The 20,504-nt window shown below is 66.7% G+C and carries 12 protein-coding genes and 1 riboswitch; of the genes, 6 read left to right on the forward strand and 6 right to left on the reverse strand.

The annotated features are described in order from the left end of the window. Window positions 1–9: 9 nt before the first annotated feature. The 5 genes from HPY83_06455 to HPY83_06475 form a co-directional block, all read right to left on the reverse strand. A complete protein-coding gene (locus HPY83_06455) occupies window positions 10–3,282 on the reverse strand; it encodes a DUF3604 domain-containing protein (GenBank protein ID NPV07589.1) in 3,273 nt (1,090 codons plus the stop codon). Between the two features lie 63 nt (window positions 3,283–3,345). Next, entirely contained in the window at window positions 3,346–4,710 is a 1,365-nt protein-coding gene (locus HPY83_06460) for a hypothetical protein (protein NPV07590.1), read from the reverse strand. Further along, window positions 4,710–6,248 (reverse strand): phosphodiesterase, encoded by a 1,539-nt coding sequence (locus tag HPY83_06465; GenBank protein NPV07591.1) that lies wholly within the window; start codon window positions 6,246–6,248, stop codon window positions 4,710–4,712. The genes HPY83_06460 and HPY83_06465 overlap by 1 nt, the downstream gene beginning before the upstream one ends. Window position 6,249: 1 nt before the next feature. After that, window positions 6,250–8,031, reverse strand: coding sequence for a bifunctional sulfate adenylyltransferase/adenylylsulfate kinase (locus HPY83_06470; GenBank protein ID NPV07592.1), 1,782 nt, complete (start codon window positions 8,029–8,031; stop codon window positions 6,250–6,252). Window positions 8,032–8,110: 79 nt separating this feature from the next. Beyond that, window positions 8,111–8,875, reverse strand: a complete 765-nt coding sequence (locus HPY83_06475; protein ID NPV07593.1) for a sulfite exporter TauE/SafE family protein — start codon at window positions 8,873–8,875, stop codon at window positions 8,111–8,113. Window positions 8,876–9,383: 508 nt separating this feature from the next. Continuing rightward, window positions 9,384–9,528: riboswitch (cobalamin riboswitch) on the forward strand. Between the two features lie 170 nt (window positions 9,529–9,698). Here HPY83_06475 and cobO point away from each other — a divergent pair. Then, window positions 9,699–10,259, forward strand: coding sequence for a cob(I)yrinic acid a,c-diamide adenosyltransferase (gene cobO, locus HPY83_06480; protein ID NPV07594.1), 561 nt, complete (start codon window positions 9,699–9,701; stop codon window positions 10,257–10,259). 211 nt (window positions 10,260–10,470) lie between these two features. Here the strand turns inward: cobO and HPY83_06485 are convergent, their stop codons facing one another. Then, on the reverse strand, window positions 10,471–11,406 hold the full coding sequence (locus HPY83_06485; protein NPV07595.1) for a hypothetical protein: 936 nt from the start codon (window positions 11,404–11,406) through the stop codon (window positions 10,471–10,473). A 431-nt stretch (window positions 11,407–11,837) separates the two neighbouring features. Here HPY83_06485 and HPY83_06490 point away from each other — a divergent pair, with 431 nt between their 5' ends. From HPY83_06490 to HPY83_06510, 5 genes are all read left to right on the forward strand, one after another. Further along, window positions 11,838–12,854: a zinc-binding dehydrogenase gene (locus tag HPY83_06490; protein ID NPV07596.1), complete on the forward strand. Its 1,017-nt coding sequence runs from the start codon at window positions 11,838–11,840 to the stop codon at window positions 12,852–12,854. A gap of 187 nt (window positions 12,855–13,041) precedes the next feature. Then, window positions 13,042–13,800, forward strand: a complete 759-nt coding sequence (locus HPY83_06495; GenBank protein ID NPV07597.1) for a polyprenol monophosphomannose synthase — start codon at window positions 13,042–13,044, stop codon at window positions 13,798–13,800. A 4-nt stretch (window positions 13,801–13,804) separates the two neighbouring features. After that, entirely contained in the window at window positions 13,805–17,878 is a 4,074-nt protein-coding gene (locus HPY83_06500; protein ID NPV07598.1) for an oligosaccharide flippase family protein, read from the forward strand. A 70-nt stretch (window positions 17,879–17,948) separates the two neighbouring features. Further along, the gene (locus tag HPY83_06505) at window positions 17,949–18,776 is read left to right on the forward strand and encodes a biotin--[acetyl-CoA-carboxylase] ligase (GenBank protein NPV07599.1); all 828 of its coding nucleotides are present in this window, start codon (window positions 17,949–17,951) and stop codon (window positions 18,774–18,776) included. Between the two features lie 222 nt (window positions 18,777–18,998). Continuing rightward, a complete protein-coding gene (locus tag HPY83_06510) occupies window positions 18,999–19,940 on the forward strand; it encodes a ribokinase (protein ID NPV07600.1) in 942 nt (313 codons plus the stop codon). Window positions 19,941–20,504 lie beyond the last annotated feature (564 nt).

Genomic DNA, 20,504 nt, shown 5'->3' on the forward strand with positions numbered 1-20,504 from the left:
CTCCTCTAACTACATCAGTGACACAATCACAGGCCGGTACACAGGCCGCCCGCTCCACCTGGTGCCTGTAGTCGCCTCCGGCGCACTGGTCTCAGTCGGGATGGCCTCGACAGTCGGCGTCTGGCTGGGGACAGGCTCCGGCGTAGGCGTGTCGGTCGGCATTTCGGTCGCTGTCTCCGTGGCAGTCGGTTCACCCGTCGGAGTGCCGGTAGCCGTGGGCTCTGCCGTCGGCGTATCCGTGGCGGTGGGCTCCGGAGTGGGCGTCTCCGTCGGCGTCGGCTCGGGCGTCGCCGTGTCGGTCGCTGTAGGCTCAGCAGTAGGCGTGTCGGTGGGTTCCACCGTGGCCGTCGCAGTTGCGGTGGGCTCGACTGTCGGCGTCTGGGTAGGCGTGGGCTGCGGGGTGGGCGTAGGAGTCTCCGTCGGCGTCGGCTCCACAGTAGGCGTCTGGGTGTGAGTGGGCTCGGCAGTCGGGGTATCGGTGGGCGTGGGCTCCAGCGTCGGGGTAGGCGTGGCGCCCGGCGTGCCCCACTCCTCGAACATGACGTCGCTGCCACTCACCGCCCGCCAGCCTTGACCCCCGTCCCAGGAGTACAACGCCGTGCCCCCACCGTAGGGCGGATCGCTCCGATCCCACCGCACAAACAGCCGATTGCCGGCATCGCCCCCAGGTACCGCGATGGTGAGGACGTACTGAGTGCCCGCCTGAAGCCCCACCGGCGTCAGGCTCACCGAATACCACTCACCCAAGGTGCTGGTGGTGATGGCAGAGGTGTCCAAGGTGCCACTGGACAGTGACGATCCCGTGGGCATGCCATTCCCACCCGCCGCCCTGATGGCCACCGTGGCCGGCCCCGGACTGCCCTGACGGTACAGCTTCAGCCGCACCAGGCTCACCGTGTGAGCCTGAGCAGGGGTGAAGGACTGCCCCACCACCATGGCCCCATCCGCCCGGATGCTCCCATCGTCGCCCTGGTTCAAATGCTCATATAGCCCCAGCTCGGGCACCACCGTAGGCTCCGTGGTCGCGGTGGCCGTCGCCGTCGCCGTAGCGGTCGGCCCGCTGGTTGCCGTGGCAGTCCCGGTCGGCGTGGCCGTCGCGGTCGTGGTCGCGGTAGCCGTCGGAGTGGGCTCCACTGTAGGGGTCTCAGTTGGAGTGGGCTCGGCAGTGGGCGTGTCCGTGGGAGTCGGTGCCGTTGTGGAAGTATAAGTCGGGGTCGGCGTGCCGGTCGGAGTGGGCTCCGACGTATGCGTTTCGGTGGGAGTGGGCTGGACCGTGGCGGTCTCTGTCGGGCTCTCCGTGGCGGTGGCAGAGGGGGTAGGGGTAGGCCCAGCGGCTACATCCACCCAGATCGGACTCGACCAGGCCATCACGTCCCGGCCCGCTACCTGGTTGGCCTGCCGCAGCCGCACATAGTACATCGAGTCCCCACTGTACCCTTCGTCAACCAAGCTGAACTCTACGTCCCGAACCCCAGCCGTCTCCCGATGGATCACGCTGTAGCCGGTACCGTCGTACTTGAGCACCTCCACCCAGTCTACGACGTCGGTACCGTAGACCCGGACGTTGATCTCGGGGCTATGCGGCAACGAGACGCCGTACTCCTCCCCCATCCGATGCCCGTCCGCCGTGAAATGGAGGATGATGCGTTCCCCCGTGGTCCCGTAGCTGTGCCGCGAGGCGATGGCGTCGAAGACCCCCTCCCGCGTGAGCGAAGAGGCGTACACCGCCGCCAGCCCGTACCCCGTCCGACCGGGCCTCCCCCAGTGCTCATCCGAACTGGCAATCACCCCCAGCCGCTGCCCCGCCGCCCACGCATCCTGAGCATAGTAGGGACCGGGCATGCTCCGGTAGGTGTGCACGTTCTCAGCCGACAAGGGATGGCTCGGGTCGTAGTACTCCCACAGCCCCTTCACCTGATAGATCTCCAGAGAACGCTGGAAGGTGGTGTTGACGTACTCCCACGACGTCGCCGTGTTGGAGGCGGCGCTCTCCATCCCCATGTGGTGCGGCAGCGTCAGCGCCGGCGTGCCGTTGCCCGCCAGCGCCCCCCACAAGGCCTCTATGGTGGTGTAGCTCCTGGCTCCGAAGAAGGGCTGCTGTCCCTCCCGGTAGATCACCGTCCGGTGCCCCTGAAGCGTCTGGTCCACCGACCACTCGTAGGAACAGAACGTGACGAACTCACCCGGGGCGTACGCCCCCTCCACTACCGCCGTCTGCTCCCCCCACTCCGCCAAGGTCAAGGGCGCCTTGGTGTTCCCGGCGTGGTCCAGAAACCCCATGAAGTGCAACCCCGATACCTCCCGACCATACCGTATCTCGCTCTGAGCATCGCCGTAACCCTCCGGGCTGGCGTCCGTGTGCACATGGGTGTCCCCCCAGTACAGCCGCACCAGGGGCTCCCCATCCACCACCTCAATGGGGTTGCTCCAGGCCGAGCGCACCCCATCGCTCACCTGGAACCGATGCACCCCGGGAGTGTTCAGGATGGCAGAAAACACCCACACCCCCGCCTCGGCCTCGCTGAAGGTGTGCCCCCCCGGATACTCGGCGGCCACATCGTCGCAGCTCAGCGTCACCGTCCCCCGATAGAGGGACGAGTTGTTGTCCAGGGCATCCAGGGCCACCACCCGCACCAGTACCGCCTCCCCCGCTCGCACCAACGAGGGCGCAATGGCTCGCAGGTAGCTCGCCTGCCCACCCCTGGTCTCTAGAATGGGCAGCTCGGGCAGCATCTGGTACTCCCCCGTCCCCAGCACGTCCACCGCTACCCACACCCGCTCCCGCGCCACTGCCTGGCTGGCCAGTATGCCCATGCCCCCCGCAGAAGTGTCCCCGAAAACGAAGCTCACGGTGTCGCCGGGCTGTAGAGAAGCCCCCTCCACCGTGATGGTTGTGGTGAAGTCCTGGAAGTCTACGTCCTGGGGCACTATGTCCTCGCGCGTCACCACCAGGCTAAGGAGGGCATCAGGATTGGATGCAGTGGCGCTCACGTAGTAGGGCCCCGAGGGGTCCCACAGCTGGGGATAGAGGGCAGACTTGTGGTAGCTCTTGGGAAACTGCACCCGCAGCGACCCGCCCTGGGCCAGCCCCGCCTCCCCTACCGTATACACCAGGGTGATGCTGCCCCAGGTCTGGGCCAACATGTACTCGGGGGTGACGTAGGCCGAGCCCAGATCGGCGGCCTGTACCGGGCGGAGATCTGCAACAGGGAGCAGAATGACCGCAACGGCCAACAGCAGCACCCGAGCGCCCCTGAGCAGGGGACTTATGACGCTGAACATAACCTCTCCTCCACCAGCGCACGGCGGACCAGTCGCATCGGCACGACGCCACCGCGTTGCCGATTACACCAACGGCGTGCCGTCCAGGCCCGCCGGAGCGGGGACGTCCATCAGCTCTAGGACGGTAGGCGTCACGTCCACCAGATCGGCACTCTCGCGCCTCGCCCCGCCGGCGCTCAGGTAGACGAACGCGTCGTCGTAGCTGTGCATTCCCACCAGAGCCCCATCGCGTCCGGTCAGCGACTCGCGGTAGAAGGCTCCCTTGGGGTCGTAGCCCTCTCTGGGAGCCAGTATGATGTCGGCGGCCTGCTCTACGTAGGGGCCCGAGTAGATCTCCTCCCGCCGATAGGCCCGCACCACCGGACGCACCGGCCCATCGCCGTCGCCGATCTCCAGGGCCTCGGCGGCCTCGATCAGCTCCGTCCGGGCCCGCTCGTAGTCCTCGCCGGGCGACACCCTGCCGTCCCGCTCCCTCCCCTTGAGGTTGACGAAGATGCGGGCCGGGTCCATCCCGTAAGCCACCGACTGTGGGTCCAGGTCGGCAATGCTGCGCGCAGGGGTCTGGGCGTAGCGTAGGTAGCCGGAGCCGGCCAGCCAGTGGTTGTAGTAGACCTCCTGGCGGATGGCGCAGGCGCCGTGGTCGGAGAGGACCACCAGGACGTCATCGTCGCCCAGCCGCTCCAGCACCTGGCCCAGAAACCGATCCGCTCTACCGTAGATGCTCAGGAAAGCCGGCGACTGCACCGGCCCGTCTTCGCTCACCTCGTCGAAGAAGAAGTGATGCAGCCGATCCGTCTCCATCAGCACGCCCAGGAACAGGTCCCAGGGCTGGCTGTCCATCAGGTACAGGAAGGCCTGCGTCCGCTTCTCCAGCGCGTCCTCCAGGTCCTCGAGAGCCTGGCGGCGGCCCGCCCTAGCCGTCTTGGCGTCGCTATCTATGCGGTAGCCCATCTCCCCCAGCCGGGGCAGGAGGCCAGTAGGGTAGACCGCCCGCTCGTTGAGGGTGGGGGCCAGGAAGCCGGCCACCAGGACCCCGTTCACCGGACGTACGGGATAGGTCACTGGCACGTTCAGCACCACCACCTGCCTGCCCGCCTGCCCGACCACGTCCCAGAGCGAGGGCCATTTCACCTTGTCGGAGAGGGGAATGAAAGGCTTCAGGGTGTCCGGATGGCGATCCACAAACCCGAAGACGCCATGCTTGCCCGGGTTGACCCCCGTCTGCAAGGTAGTCCAGGCTACGGACGAGACCCAGGGGTGGACGCTGCGCATGCGCATTAGGTTGCCCTCTCGGGCCAACCGGGCGAAGTTGGGCATGGCGCCCTGGGCCAACAGCCGGAGCAGCAGCCCGTGGGGCGTCCCGTCCAGGCCGATACAGCAGACCCGGCGCCTGGCCCGGGGGCGTCGTAGGCGCTGCAGCAGGCTCATCACAGATACCCCAGGTCCGCCAGATGATCGGATATCTGGCGTTCCTCTTCCTCGGTGTACCCTGAGCCGTCGCGCCCCTCCGACTCAGATGGGCACGTTCCCGGGCCAGGGTCGCCCTCAGGTGCCTCGGCGGCACGAGGCTGGATGACGGGGGCGCCCACCATATCGGCAGGCACCTCCAGGCCCAACCACGTCAGCAGGGTGGGCGCCACGTGCTCGATGTGTAGGCCGGCCATCTCGCGGCCCCCGAGCGACGCTTCCGGGTCGCGCATGATGCAGAGGCCGAAGCGCGAGTGGTTGGCGTCGTCCGGCCCGGTGTCGTTTTCGACCGTGTACACGTCCCCGTGACCGATGCTGCCCACGGAGCGCCACGCCAGCCCGCCGAAGTAGACGATCAGGTCGGGGGCAATGCCGTTCACCTCCCGGTACACTTCCTCTGGCTTGAGGGCTACAGTGCCCAGAGGGCGCCCGTCCGGCCCCGCAGTGTGCTCCAGGGCAGCTTTGAGCCGGTCGCGCTCCTCTTCGTACCGATCGGCCGGGATGATCCCTTCGGGCTCTCTGCCGGCAACGTTCATGAACACGCGGGCGTAGTAGCCACCGCTCCCCCAGGCGCGGGTGCGAGGCCAGTCTATCCGGCACTGCTTGAGCTCGACGGCGCCCTCCGGCCGGTCGGCCAGCGCCAAGTAGCCCTCCCGTATCAACCACTCGTTGACAGCGAAGCCGCCCTCCATCCGCTGGGCTCCGTGATCCGAGACCACCATCACCCAGGCGTCATCGCCCACCAACTCCAGCAACTCGCCGATCCGGCGATCCACGTACACGTAGTAGTCCCGGATAGCGTGCTGGAACCGGTGGCCCGGCTGGAAGCGCGGGTCGCGGTGGTCCATGAAGCTCCAGAACCCGTGGTGGATGCGGTCAATGCCCATCTCCACCAGCATGAAGAAGTCCCAGGGCTTGCTGCTGGCCAGGTGCCGTATCACCCGCCACCGCTTGTCCGTCATCCGGTAGATGGACTCCAGCAGCCCATCCTTGTCTTCCGTGCGGAAGTCGCGCACGTCGAACTCGTAGGGCTCCCCCTGGAGCAGCTCACCCACTTCATCGGCAAGTTCGGCCGGCCGGGCCCAATCACTGGCCCCCGGCGGGGTCAGGAAGTCGCTGATGGCCCAGCCTGTCACCGAAGGAAGGGGATAGGTCTGAGGCACTCCCACGAGCACCGAGCGCAGGCCCGCCCGCTCCGCCAGGTCCCACACTCGGGGCGCCTTCACGGCGGTGGAGTTGGCGATACGCATGCCGTCGTAGGAGTAGTCGGCCCGGTTGCGGAACCCGTAGAAGCCCAGCTGCCCGGGATCCCGGCTGGACATCATCGAGCTCCAGGCGGGTACGGTTATGGGCGGGTGGCACGTCTCCAGGGGACCGTAAGCTCCCGACTCCATCAGGCGGCGAAGGTTGGGCAGATCCTCCCGCCAGGCACCGAAAACCAGGCCGGGATCGGCACAGTCGAGGCCGATCACCAGCACCCGTCGTTCGCGGCCGGCCATCTCACTCTCCTCCGGCCGATTCGGCCACGGCCTCGGATGCTCTGCCGAGGATGCTCTCCGGCGCCCGCACTAGGCCGGCGCGCTTCAGGTAGTCCAGGATCAGTAAGGCATTCTCCTCAGCTGTGTGGCTGACGGTATCCAGGCGAATCTCCGGGTTTTCGGGGGGCTCGTAGGGGTCGTCTATGCCGGTGAAGCCTTTGATCTCCCCTCGCCGGGCAGCGGCATACATCCCCTTGGAGTCTCTTGCCTCACACACCTCCAGGGGCGTGTCCACGAACACCTCGACGAACCGGTCGGCACCGACCATGTTGCGCACGTCGTTGCGGGTGGCCCGGTACGGGCTCACCGCGGCGCAGATGACCACGCCGCCGTGGCGCACGATCTCAGAGGCCACGAAGCCGATGCGACGGATGTTGGTGTCGCGGTCCTCCTTGCTGAAACCCAGCCCCTTGGACAAATGGGTGCGCACCACGTCCCCATCCAGGACGGTGGCCTGTCGTCCGTGCTCCAGCAGCAGGGTGGTGAGCACCTCAGCGGTGGTGGACTTGCCCGAGCCGCTCAGGCCGGTGAACCAGACGCACACCCCCTGACGGTGCCGGGGCGGGTAGGACTCGGAGAGGATCTCGGCCACCTCGGGCCGGGTGAACCAGTCAGGCAGAGCGCGGCCGTTGTTGAGGTACTCGTCCCGCACCTGCGTGCCCGAGATGGAGGCAGTTCTGGCTGTCACGGGCACCCGAGAGACCTCCTCGTAGCGCCCCTCCTCCACCAGGTACACCAGCTCCCGGAAGGGCACCATGCGCACTCCCAGCTCATCGCTGTACTGGCTGAGCAACTCCTGGGCGTCGTAGGGGCCGTAGAACGGGCGGCCCTGAGAGTCAACGCCCGGGCCGGCGTGGTCGCGGCCCACGATAAGGTGGTTGGCCCCATAGTTGCGGCGGATGAGGGCGTGCCACAGAGCCTCGCGCGGTCCAGCCAGCCTCATGGCCAGGGGAAGCAGCGCCAGGAGAATGCGATCGGGGTCGTAGTAGCGCTGCACCAAGGCCTTACAGGCGCGCACCCGGGTGAAGTGGTCCACGTCGCCGGGCTTGGTGAGCCCTACCACGGGGTGCAGCAGCAGGACTCCGTCTACCTCGGCCGCCGCCCGCTTGGTGAGCTCCTCGTGCACCCGATGCAAGGGATTGCGGGTCTGGAAGGCTACCACGTTGGGGCGGCCCATGGCTTCCAGCCGGGCTCGGGTCTGCTGGGGCGTCAACCGGAGGTCACAGAAGTCGTAGTGCCGGGGCAGGGCGATGATGCGCAACCGCCCGGAGACGTTGAGCGATCCCCAGCGGTGCATCTCCGCCACCAGGGGATGGCGAAGGTCGGTGGTGCCGAAGACCTTCTGCGCCTCCTCCTCCCGGTCCCAGGGATATATCTCCTCTACCGTCAGCACCCCGAGCAGCTCGTTCTTGGCGTTGCGCAGGGCCACGTCCTCGTCCAGCCGAAGGTTGTCGTCCGGCCCGACGGGGAGCGTGATCGGCACACCGAACACGTGTCCGCTGGTGAGCCGCATCTCATCAAGCACCCGCTGGTAGTCCTCCCGGCTCATGAACCGGTCCAGGGGCGAGAAGGCACCGACAGCCAGAAGCTCGAGATCGCAGGCGGCGCGGTCCGAGAGTTGCAGCGAGGGCAGGCGGCCAGCGTAGGCCTTCAGCTCCTCCCGTTCCTCCGGGGCCACGGTGAGATCCACTAGCTTGCCCCCATAGGGGGAGATGAGTACGGATTGTCTGTCTGTTGTCTCCACTTTGACCTTACCTCTGTCTCAAGTCCTGTTCGCCCGTCTCCGAGGTTGCCCTCGTTAGCTAGCGCCAGGCTAGGGTAGTCTAGGTTCCGGCAAGTAGGGCTGCCACCACGGGGGTGGTGCCGATGGTGCGCAGGCTCAGGACGAGAATCACCACGCCAACAGCGGCCATCAGCGCCCGGGCAGGGACGCGGCTGCAGGCGAGCGCCGCCAAGGGCGCCGCCACCACCCCACCCAGCAGCAGACCAAGCGTCACCTGCCATCCCGTCAAGCCGATGGCCAGAAGAAAGGTCACCGACTGAGCCAAGGTGACGAAGAACTCGCTCGAGTTCACCGAGCCGATGGTCTTTCGCGGCGAGCCACCCCGGGCCACTAGGGTCGAGGTGACGATGGGGCCCCAGCCCCCTCCACCGATGGCATCACAGAGGCCGCCCAGAAGACCCAGCGGCACCACTCCCGCGCCGAGATTCGGCCTGGGCTGGTAGCGCCGCAGTGCCTTCACCAGGATGAGCAACCCCATGGCCGCCAAGTAGACGGCCACCACAGGGCGGATGACATCGGTCGGCACCGAGACCAGTATGTACGCCCCTATCACACCTCCCAGCACCCCTGGCGCCAGCAGGCGCCAGAACAGCGCCCGATCCACGTTGCCGAGTCGCCAGTGGGAAACCCCGGAGACGGCCGTGGTGAAGACCTCAGCGGTATGAACGCTGGCGCTGGCCGCCGCCGGCGGCACTCCCATAGCCAGCAAGAAGGTGGTACAGGTGACTCCGTACGCCATGCCCAGCGCGCCGTCAACCATTTGGGCCAGAAAGCCAACAACTGCAGCAATAACCACGGTCTCCATTCATTCCTCTCCAAAACTCCAACTCTCCCGTGGGACAGGCGAAGGAGCATAACGTCCATACCGCGGGATGCGATGCGGCCACGACACTCAGACACACAGCCAGGAAGGCGCACCTGTCTGCTGGCGCCGTGCAGAGCGTGTTAGCGGTCAGGGGAGTGGCACCGACTGGGCTGCCAGGGGATACTGTGTACGTGGCAGCTCCGGGAACCGGGCAGGTTCAGCCTACTCCAGATGAAATCATCTTGGAGCCGATTGCCGCTCTCAAGAGGTAGGCGTTGTTCATCCGGCGTAGCCACTCACCATAATTGACATGCTGTCTGTATAGCGGCACCGGTACCGCATGTCAACACCTTCCTGTCTCAACTAGTATAAGAATTGTCTATGAGCCATGCAGGAGAATGCCTACACTTGCCGGCACGCCACTTGCTCGAACCCGTCACCGCCTGGCTACCGAAGGAGCATGCCGAATTGACCGTTCAGGCTCCCCAACCTAAGATTCCCGTCAACTGCATAGGCCTGCCGTAGAGGTGCCCCCGGCCCGGATGCCAGGGCATAATGGCGAAGCCGGTGCAAGTCCGGCGCTGTCGCGCAACTGTAAGGTCGAGCCTACCCTCGGCCAAGCCAGGTCGCCCGCCTCTATCGGGCTCCGCACGAACCCGCGAAAGGAGAGTGCGAGCGCGAGCGCAGGCGCGCTCGCCGCCTAGGGTCGGTACCTACACTCCCGACCCTCTCGCATCCCCTTGTCGCGGCGACAAGGGGTTCGCTTTCTCCCCCTTGGCGCCCTCGTCGGCGGCCCAGCGGCAGCCGCACCCTGGGAGGCATCGTGGCAGCACAAAGGGACACCGATTCCGGTGAGGCCGCCGAGAGGACGGGGCTTGTCATGGTATTCACCGGCTGCGGCAAGGGGAAGACGACGGCGGCTCTCGGAGCCCTGTTCCGTGCCTGGGGCTGGGACTGGCGCACTTGCGTCATCCAGTTCGTCAAGGGCGACGGCGGCGATTGGGGCGAGGTCCGCGCCGCCCGCCGGCTGGGCATCGAGTGGCACACCATGGGCGCCGGCTTCACCTGGCAGACTCAGGACTGCGAACTGGCGGCCGCCAAGGCGCGTCAGGCCTGGGAGCTGGCTCAGCGGCGAATCGCCTCCGGAGCCTACGACCTAGTGATCCTGGATGAGATGACCTACGCCTTCACCTGCGGCTGGCTCGACCTGGACCAAGTCCTCGCCTGGATCTCGCGCCATCGTCCCCCGTTCACCAGCCTGATAATCACGGGCAGGGGCGCCCCCGAGCCACTCATCCGGTTCGCCGATCTAGTCACTGAAATGCGCGGCCTCAAGCACCCCTACGACCGAGGCCTCCAGGCCCAGATGGGCATAGAGTACTGATCGAGCCCTCCGCCGTTAGCGCTTGAGACCGGCAAGGTGGGAGCACGAGAGCCTTGGCCGGGCCGTGCTGCGGCCCGGCCAAGGCCAGTTGGCCCGCGCCGCGCCTCCTGAGACCACGCCGCCAACTCGCTCATCCCGACCGGTCCGGAATAGCCATCCTGGGCACGGACGCCACCCGCGCCTCGGGTGACAGCTGGAGAAGAGCCGGACATCACCGAGTCGCTGGGGTTGCCGGTGGCGTGACCGCCCGGAACGGCGGCGCCAGCATGGGCAGGGTCTCGATTGCTGCCCCTTCGGCGAACTCCCGCAGGAAGGTAATGATGGCACTGACCTGGGCCTCGTTCAACACGCCCTCGTAAGAAGGCACCAGCCCGGCAGGATAGCCCTCCGCTATCTGGGCATCGTGATCCAGAATGGCTGTCCTGAGGTAGCTGCCAAGGACTCGCACCGTCCTGCCATCCTCGAGAGAGCGCCTTCGGCCATACAGGTCCACGAAAGTGGGCCCCAGGGAGTCCGCCCCATCCAAGCTGTGACACCTGAGGCAGTCGTAGCGCAGCAGGTTGAGGTAGCCCGCGCGGCCGCCGGGAGAGAATCCCGGAGTAGGCTGAGCCACGCCCGGGCCGGCAGCCTGGCCCGGGGGGAAGGTGGGCGAGGGGATAGGAGGGGTGAGGGCCGGGAGCTCATACCTGGCCGCCCCGATGCTGCGCAGGAAGGCAATCATCGCGGTGAGACCCTCCTCGTCAATGACCGCCGAGTAATCCGGCATGATGTCTCCGGGGAATCCCACCACTGCGTGCGTGCCCGGGTCCAAGATCGTCTCCCGCAGGTACTCCTCGTCCACCCAGGCCACGCTGCCGTCTTGGAGGACCACGACGCTGCCGAAGAAGCCCAGAAAGCTGGGACCGAGGATTCTCTGCCCGGTGGTGGAATGGCAGCTAAGGCACCCCAGGCGATGGGCCCGCTCGAATCCCCGCCGGGCCAGATCGGCTTCCTCCGATGAAGGGAGGATGAAGAGCGGAGTCGGCCGCTCCTGGGCCCAAACCCACAGAGGCGCGGTCCGAGGCACTAGGGGGCCCGCCAGCCAGGCCGCCATGGCCGGCACGAGCAACAGGAGCAAACCCCCCACCCACAACATTGCCTTACGCATCGCCAACTCCTCGCTAACCCAGACAGACCCCCCGCGGGGGGCACGCCGTCGCGCCCCGCAAGTGCACCGAGCCAGTCCCTCGATCCGACCGGGTCAACAGCCGGCCGGAAGCCCTGGGCGTCCCGGCGCGACGCTCACGACCAGCTTCCTTCTACTGCCCACCTGCCCTCATGTCAACCCGACCGGCGGTGCCTCGGGTCGCGCCGCCGCGAGCATGCTGATGCCCATAGGCGTCACGGGCGAGGCAGCCTCTGTCCGGCCCTCCCAAGCTCCGCCCAGCCCCGCCTGACGCCGCCGTGCCAGTTCTAGCCAATGATTGCGTAAGCAGCTCTCACCCGCCGCCACTCCGACCGGGCGGACCGCTGGAAGCCGCTGTCTGCAGGGTGTACATTGCTCCGGTGCCGCTCGCATTTCCCTGGGGGAGGACAGGCATGAAGAAGGCCATCATTACCGGAGAGCGACAGGCGTCCTTGGTAGAGGCGCCCGACCCACGCCCGCGGGGGGAGTGGGCCCTGGTTAAGGTACACGTCGCCCCGATGTGTACCGAGTACAAGGCCTTCCTCGCCGGAGGCCGACACGAATACCTGGGGCACGAGGCCGCCGGCGAGGTGGTCGAGGTGGCCCAGCCCGGCCGGGTCAAGGTGGGGGATAGGGTGGTAGCCATGCCCCTCGCAGGCTGCGGCCGCTGCTACCTCTGCCTCTCCGGAGACTACATACACTGTCAAGACGCCCCTGACTTCGAGCAGACGCACGGAAGTCGAGAGGGCAGCGCCACCATGGCCCAGTACCTCCTCAAGCAGGATTGGCTGCTGCTTCCCATCCCCGATGACCTGTCATACGAGCAGGCATCGCTCGCCTGCTGCGCCTTGGGGCCCTCCTTCGGCGCCATGGCACTCCTGCAGCTGACAGCGTTCGACACCATCCTCATCACCGGGTTGGGCCCCGTCGGTCTGGGCGCGGTGGTCAACGCCCTCTTTCGCGGAGCGCGCGTCATCGCGGTGGAATCTCATCTCTGGAGGGCCGAGCGCGCCCGGACCATGGGCGTCGAGGCAGTTCTCGACCCAGCCGATCCCGATACGCTCCACCAGGTGCGGCACCTCACCGATGGCCGGGGGGTAGACTGCTCTCTTGACTGCTCCGGCACCGTGGCCGCCCAGAGGCTATGTCTCGAGGCCACCAAGCGGAAGGGGCGAGTCGCCTTCGTGGGTGAATGCAGCGAGGAGCTACACCTCCGGGCCAGCCCTGACTTGCTGCGCCAGGGCCTTACCCTCTATGGCTCCTGGCACTACAACCTGAAGCACTTCGCCGACATCATCCAGGTGATCCGCCGTTCGCCCCTCCTGGACCTGCTGGTCAGCCACGTGCTTCCCATGAGCCAGATACAGGAAGTCTTCGAGCTTTCGGCCTCTCCTGAGCACGCCAAGATCCTGCTCAAGCCCTGGGAGTAGGTTATAGGTCGTAGGGAATAGGTTATAGGGAACAGGTTACAGGGGGAGAGTCGGCGCCGGTCCATCCCCCTATCCCCTATGGCCTAGCCTTTAGCCCCTATCCCCTGTAACCTATCCCCTACTCCCTATTCCCTATCCCCTGCGTCTAGGCTATAATCGCCCCAGCACTCCGCGCGAGGTTGATCCCCTGACCGTCTATGTTGTCGTCCCGACCTACAACGAAGCCGAGAATCTGGCTGCTCTGGTGGAGCAACTTCTCTCGCTGGGTCTAGCTGGCCTGAAGGTGCTGGTGGTGGACGATGCCTCGCCCGACGGGACGGGAGCCATCGCCGATTCCCTGGCCCAAGCGCACCCTGGGCGGGTGGAGGTCATGCACCGAGCGGGCAAGCTGGGCCTGGGCACCGCCTACGTGGCTGGCTTCCGGCACGCCCTTAACGCCGGAGCCGACTACGTCATCCAGATGGACGCCGACTTCTCCCATTCGCCGGCGTACGTGCCCCGCCTACTGGAGGAAGCCGGCCGCTACGACGTAGTGGTGGGATCGCGCTACGTCTGCGGCGGCAGTACTGACGAACGGTGGAGCTTCTGGCGCTACCTGCTGTCCTGGTGGGCCAACCGGTGCTACAGCCGGCTCATCCTGGGGCTCAAGGTGCGCGACGCTACGGCGGGGTTCAAGTGCTTCCGGCGTCAGGTCCTGGAAGCCATAGACCTTGCCGCCGTGGGATCTAGCGGGTACATCTTCCAGGTGGAGATGGCCTACCTGTGCCAGCGCCTGGGGTTCCGGGTACTGGAGGTACCCATCCATTTCGAAGACCGGCGCATTGGTCGGTCCAAGATGACCGTGCCGGTGAAGCTGGAGGCCGCCTGGCGAGTGTGGCAGATCAGGTGGCACTACCGACACCTCGTCCCGGTCACCCGAACAGCCCCAGAAGAGGCCCCCGGATAAGGCCGTGAACCGTCGTTCCGACGTCTTCGCCATAGCCGTGCTGGCCCTCCTGCCCTTCCTCTTCTTCTGGCCGGTGGTCTTCGGAGGCCGGACGCTCGTCCCTGCCGATAACCTGCTGGCCTGGGAGCCTTGGCGCAGTGCCGCCCCGGCGGGCGCCTCCCTGGTGCCTCACAACGAGCTCCTCAGCGACCTCGTCTTGGAGAACTACGTCTGGAAGCTCTTCCTGCGCCGCTGCCTGGACCAGGGCGAGCTACCCCTGTGGAATCCCCTCATCTTCACCGGTGTGCCTTTCCTGGCCGCCGGGCAGCACTCGGCGCTCTATCCCTTCAGCCTGCTGTTCTATGTCTTTCCCCTGCCCCAGGTGTACGGCGTCTTCTCCGCCCTGCAGCTGAGCCTGGCGGCCGTGGGGATGTACCTGTTCACCCGGGCTATAGGTGTCCGGCCCGGGGGGGCCTTCGTGGCCGGCGCGGCCTACGCCTTCAGTTCCTTCATGGTGGTCAGTGTCGCCTTCACCATGATGATCGCAGCCGCAGCCTGGCTCCCCTGGTGCCTCCTCGCCCTAGAGATGCTGGTGCGGCGCGGCACCGAGCTCGGCGCCGGGCTTCGGGCAGGAGTGCCCTGGCTGGTAGCCGGCGCCACCTTCCTCGGCCTGCAGGTCCTGGCCGGGCACGTCGAGATCACCTACTACGTCCTCCTGGTGATGGGTCTGTACACGGCCTGGCGCTTGGCTCAGGAATGGAGGCGGCGACGCTCCCTGCCCTGGCGGCCCGCCTTGCTGGCCGCTGCGGTGCCGGCGCTCGGGCTGACGCTGGGGGCGGTCCAGCTGCTCCCCCTGTACGAACTGGTGCAGACGAACTTCCGCTCCGGCGCCAGCGGTTACCAGGTCACCTACGAGGACGTGATCGGCTGGGCCTATCCCCTGCGCCAGGCGGCCACCTTCGTCGTCCCCGACCTGTACGGCAATCCCAGCATTCATTCGTACCTGGACGTAATGAGCCTGCGCATCACCCCCATCACCCACAACGCCCTGGGCGAGCCCATGACCGAGGTGGCCTGGGGCAAAGGGCTACCATCGTGGAAGAACTACGTAGAGGCCGGATCCTACGTGGGCATCCTGCCTCTCCTGCTGGCCCTTCCGGCCATCGTCGCCCCCCGCACTCGCAGGCAAGCCCTCTTCTTCGCCCTCCTGGCGGGAGCATCCCTGCTGCTCGTCTTCGGCACCCCCCTCTACCGGCTCCTGTTCCTGCTTCCGGGTGTGGACCAACTTCACTCCCCCTTCCGCTGGGTTTTCCCCTACACCTTTAGCCTGGCAGCCCTGGCCGGCCTAGGGCTGACGGTCGTCGCCGACCCAGGCGAGCGCGCGGGCCGCAGGGCGGGGCGCATCATCGGGCTCCTAGCGGTCGGCGGTGGCCTGGCCGGGTTAGGTCTGCTGCTGCTCGTCCTGGTGTTGCCCGGCCCCTTCGTGAGCCTGGCGGATCGGCTGCTAGCTTCGTCCGAGCTCACCCGGCGAGCCTTCGCCGACGGCCGCATGCTGGTCTCCTATCAGTACCGCAACGGCCTGATCCTGGCCTTGAGCCTTCTCGGCGGCGGAACGGCCCTTCTGGCCGCCATCCGCGGCTGGACCTGGCACAGCCGGCGGCTGTGGCCTGCCGCCGCCGGGGCTGTTCTTGTCGCCGACCTGTTCGCCATTGGCCATGGGTTCTACCCCAGGGCCGATCCGCAGCTGCTACAAGTCACGCCACCGGTGATCCGCTTCCTCCAGGAGGACACGGAGCCCTGGCGGCTCACTACCTTCATCGGGCCCGGAGAGAAGCCGCTCAACGCCAATGGAGCCATGCTCTACGGCCTGGAAGACATACGCGGCTACGACTCCATCATCCCCCGGCAGTACGTCGAGTTCATGGGGCTGGTGGAGGTCCAGGACGAGCTGCTCTACAACCGCATCGCTCCGCTGTCCGAGCCCGAGTCGCTGGACTCGCCCCTCCTCGACCTTCTCAACGTCCGCTATGTGCTCAGCTCCCAGCCCATTGATCGGCCGGGCTACGAGCTCGCCTACCGGGGCGAGCTGCTGGTCTACCGCAACTTGGACCACCTCCCCCGCGCCTTCGCCCTGACCCGCGCCCGACGGGTGCCCGGCGATCAGTTGCACCAGGCGCTGGCTCAGGCCGACCCTCGGGCCGAGGTGCTGCTAGAGGGGCCGGACGCAGAGCTAGGAGAGGCCGAGGGCGAGCTCCTGCCTGTGAGCATCCTGCAGCGGGAGGCCACCGAGGTTCTGCTGCGGGCGTCGTTGCCTCGGCCCGCCTGGGTGGTCCTGACCGACGCCCACTTCGAGGGCTGGCGCGCCTACGTGCGGCCCTTCGGCAGCGAAGAGCCCGAGGAGCAGCGCCCCATCGAGCGGGCGTACGGTGCTTTCCGAGCAGTGGAGCTGGCCGCTGGGGACTGGGAGATCCGCTTTCGCTACATGCCCCGTTCCTTCCAGGTGGGGCTCTACCTGAGCTTCATCGCCGCCGTAGCGCTTCTGCTCCTGGCCCTAGCCTGGCTTTGGGGGCGTTACTACCGGCGCGAAGGCGAGGAGCAGACAGTCCGCCGGGTAGCCAAGAACAGCCTCACCCCCATGTCGCTCTCCCTGCTCAACAAGCTCATAGACATGGCCTTCGCCATGCTGATGCTGCGCCTGCTGGGGCCAGCGGGGGCAGGCGACTACCAGTTCGCCGTCACTTTCATCGGCTACTTCGAAATCCTGGTCCGCTTCGGGCTGGGCACCCTGATCACCCGAGAAGTGGCGCGGGAGCCGGAGCAGGGCCGTCGCTTCCTGGGCAACGCGCTGGGGGTGCGACTCCTGCTCTGGCTAGGCTCGCTGCCGCTCATGGCGCTTCTGCTCGCCGCCTACGTCCTCTGGACCGGGCTCACCCCGGAAGTGGTAGCGGCGGTGGCCGTGTTCAGCGTAGCCGTGTTCCTGGGCAACGTGGCCGACGCCCTCAGCGCCGTGTTCTACGCCCACGAGCGCATGGAGCACCCCGCCTTCGTCAGCACCGGCACCACTCTCGTCAAGGTGACGCTAGGAGCCATCATTCTGCTAGCCGGGGGCGGCTTCGTGGGGCTGGCCTTCGCTTCCATTGCCAGCAACCTCTTCACCGTGCTAGTGCTCGGCTACCTGCTGACGCGGGACTACTTCCGGCCCACGGTCTCCCTCGAGCGAGGCTTTGCGTCGGGCATGGCCCGCGAGTCCTTTCCCCTGATGATCAACCACCTGCTGGCGACGGTGTTCTTCCAGGTGGACGTTCTGCTCCTCCAGCCTATGCGGGGAAGCGTCGAGGTCGGCTACTATGGCGCCGCCTACCGATACATTCGCGGGCTGGACATCATCCCGGGGTACTTCACCATGGCCCTGTTCCCGGTCATGTCGCGCTACGCCCGGTCGGCGCGGGAGTCGCTTCAGCGTGCCTACCGGCTCTCCCTGCGGCTGCTCTTCCTGGTGAGCATCCCCCTGGCCCTGGGCACCACCTTCATCGCCCGGGAGCTTATCCTCATACTGGCCGGCCCGCAGTATCTGCCCCATTCCGTCCTGGCGCTCCAGATTCTCATCTGGTACATGCCTCTGGGCTTCGTTAACAGCGTCACCCAGTACGTGCTCATCGCCCTGGACGAGCAACGCTACCTCACTCGCGCCTTCGTCATCGGGGTGAGCTTCAACCTGCTGGCCAACCTGGCGACCATCCCCCTGTTCGGCTACCGGGCGGCAGCCGCCGTCACCGTCCTCTCCGAGCTGGCCCTGCTCATCCCCTTCATGCGCCGCGTCTATCGCCACCTCGATCCCCTACCGTGGCTGGACCTCGTCTGGCGGCCGGCGGTGGCGACCCTGGTGATGGGCTTGGCCCTGCAATTACTGCGAAGATGGGGGGCTCCCTGGCCCGCCCTCATCCCAGCGGGTGCGGCCGTTTATGCCGCAGCTCTTCTGCCCCTGGGAGCCACGCGAGCGGCGGACATGGGCTTGGTCCTGAGCCTGTTCCGGCGTAGGCTGGCAGGCGCTGCCCTCAACGCGGAGCCGACCCCGGCCGGCTCCGAGCCAGGCGCCTAAGGCCGTGGACGCCCGTTGCAGTACCTCGGTCCACTTGACAGGTGGACGCGGAGCCCGTAGCTTTGCCTGTATGCCGCAGGATTCGCCGTCGTCCCAGGATTGGTGGCAGTATCCGCCCTGGCTGCAGCAAGTCGCCGAGAGGGCAAAGGGCCTCAAGGTAGGTGGCAACCTCATCTATCGTCGGGCGACCGCAAGCACCAATGACGACGTGCGTCAGCTGGCGCTGAAAGGGGCCCCGGAAGGGCTAGTGGTCCTGGCTGACGAGCAGACGCACGGGCGGGGGCGCCTGGGTCGGCCGTGGCTGGCCCCCGCCGAAAGCTCGCTGCTCCTGTCGGTATTGTTCCGGCACCCTCTGCCCATGAGCGAGACGGCCCAGCTCACCATGCTGGTGGGGTTGGCCGCGCTGGAGAGCATCGAAGTGACTCTGGGCCTCCGGTGTGCGCTCAAGTGGCCGAACGACGTAATGCTGGGGGATCGCAAGCTCGGTGGTATACTGGCCGAGACCGAAGCCTGGGGACACCGCCTGCGCTGGGCCGTGGTCGGCCTGGGGCTCAACGTCAACGTGGACTTCAGCTCCTACCCGGAGCTCCAATCGGTAGCTACCAGCCTCCGCGAGGCTACCGGTGAGGAGGTGGACCGGGGGGAACTTTTGCTAGCGCTTCTGCGGGCGTTGAGCCGCCGCTATGCCCAGCTGGTGGACGGCGCCTCCCCAGTGGAGGAGTGGCAGTCGCGCCTGTGTACCCTGGGCCGGCGGGTGACCGTGGAATCGAGCAACGAGCGGTTCTCGGGAACGGCGGACTTCGTCACCCCGGAAGGCAGTCTCTTCGTGCGGCTGGATGACGGCACGCGGCGAGAGGTGCTGGCGGGAGACGTGAAGCTCCGCAGCCAGTTGGAGTGAGGTGCGCCGAATGTTCCGCTATCTTGAGAAGCGTCATTGGTTCTTCATCTCGCTCCTGGTCTTCCTCAACGTGGCCGTATTCGGCTGCGTGCTCCTCATCCTGCTCAACAAGGTAGCCTTCTAGCAGGCTGACGGATGGTGGACGGCGGATAGAGGCTGGGAGGAGTAGACTGCCGGCTATTCGGAGCCGTCTGCCACTCACTATCTCCACAAGGTGAAGACATGAGCGATGCGGCTGTGGGCGAGAAGAAAGCCGTGGTGGTAGGTGCTGCGTGCATAGATATCCGTGGGCAGGCCCGCGGCGCCCTGGTCGCCGGCACTTCTAACCCAGGCGTCATCCGGTTGACTGTGGGGGGAGTGGGCCGGAACATCGCCGAAGCCTTGGGGCGGCTGGGCGTGCCGGTGTCGCTCATCAGCGCTGTGGGGGACGACGACTGGGGACGCGACATCCTCCGTCGCACCGAAGCTGGCGGGGTGGACGTGCGGTACGTTCGGGTATGCCCTGCCGAGAGATCGGCTGCCTACCTGGCCGTGTTCGATGAGGCGGCCCAACGAGTGGTCTCCATTGACAACATGGATCTGATGCGCCGGGTTGACGGCCGCTACCTGTCCAGCTTGCGCCCCCTCTTCGCCCAGGCGAGCATAGCGGTGGTGGACGGTAACCTCTCCAACGCCGCCCTCCAGTCTCTATTCCGCCTATCGGAGCGCTACCGCTTTCCCCTGGCCCTGGACCCGACTTCGGCCGTGCTGGCGGCTCGCCTGCGGCGACATCTGCACCGGTTCCATATGGTGACGCCCGACGTGGCCGAGGCGGAAGTCCTCTCGGGGATCAGCATCAACTCGGAGACGGACGCGGTGCTCGCCGCCCAGGCCATCGTGGCCGCCGGGGTGAAGGTGGCCATCGTCACCATGGCGGAGGAGGGCTCGGCCTACGCTACCTCCGAGACGTTCGGGAGGGTGCCCGCCATCCGCTGCGAGGTGGTGGACCGGATCGGCGTGGGCGACGTGCTGACGGCCACCGTGGTCTTCGGCATACTGCACGACCTGCCGGTGGATGAGGCAGTGCGCATGGGGACGGCTGCTGCCGCCTACACCATCCGCTGCCCCGAGGCCGTGTGCCCCGACCTTAGCCTGGAGCTCCTGTACGACGCCATTGCCCCCTGAAGGTTCGAGGAAACAGATGAGGGGGCGGTTGAACCGCCCCCTCATCCACCGTGGCTCCTCGGCGTCTACTTACGAAAGAACTCGGAGGTGACGCCGAGGAGCCGTAGTTCTGGTACTACCATCCACTGGCATCACCTCCTTCGTTGTAGGATAGCCGCGTTGGGCGGGCCCCAGGCCCGCAACAAGAGCCAGTATGCCATACCGCCAGCATGAGGGCAAAGTGCACCTGGCTCCGCTGGCTTCCTATAACGCCTCAGGATCGGGGCGATCGGTCCCGAGGCGAGCACCGCTGCTCAGGTCCTTCGCTGCGCTCAGACTACGAGCGCATCCCCCGACAGCATTGCCGCTAGAACTCCCCTGGAGGAGGGCGAGCGCCCAGGCGCGCCTTGCCTCACGTAGCAGCCGCGCCTGGGGGGCGTCCACTCGTCAAGAGGGACTTGAGGGACATCGCCTTGCTCTCGTAGACGGCGGAAGACCGGGCTCTGAAAGCCTGTGTTGGCGGCGCCTACGCGGGACTACCCCATGTGACTGCCATCTGAACCCACTCGTCCCCCCGATCCGCAG

It is taken from the genome of Anaerolineae bacterium, from assembly GCA_013178015.1.
Lineage (GTDB): Bacteria > Chloroflexota > Anaerolineae > DRVO01 > DRVO01 > Ch71.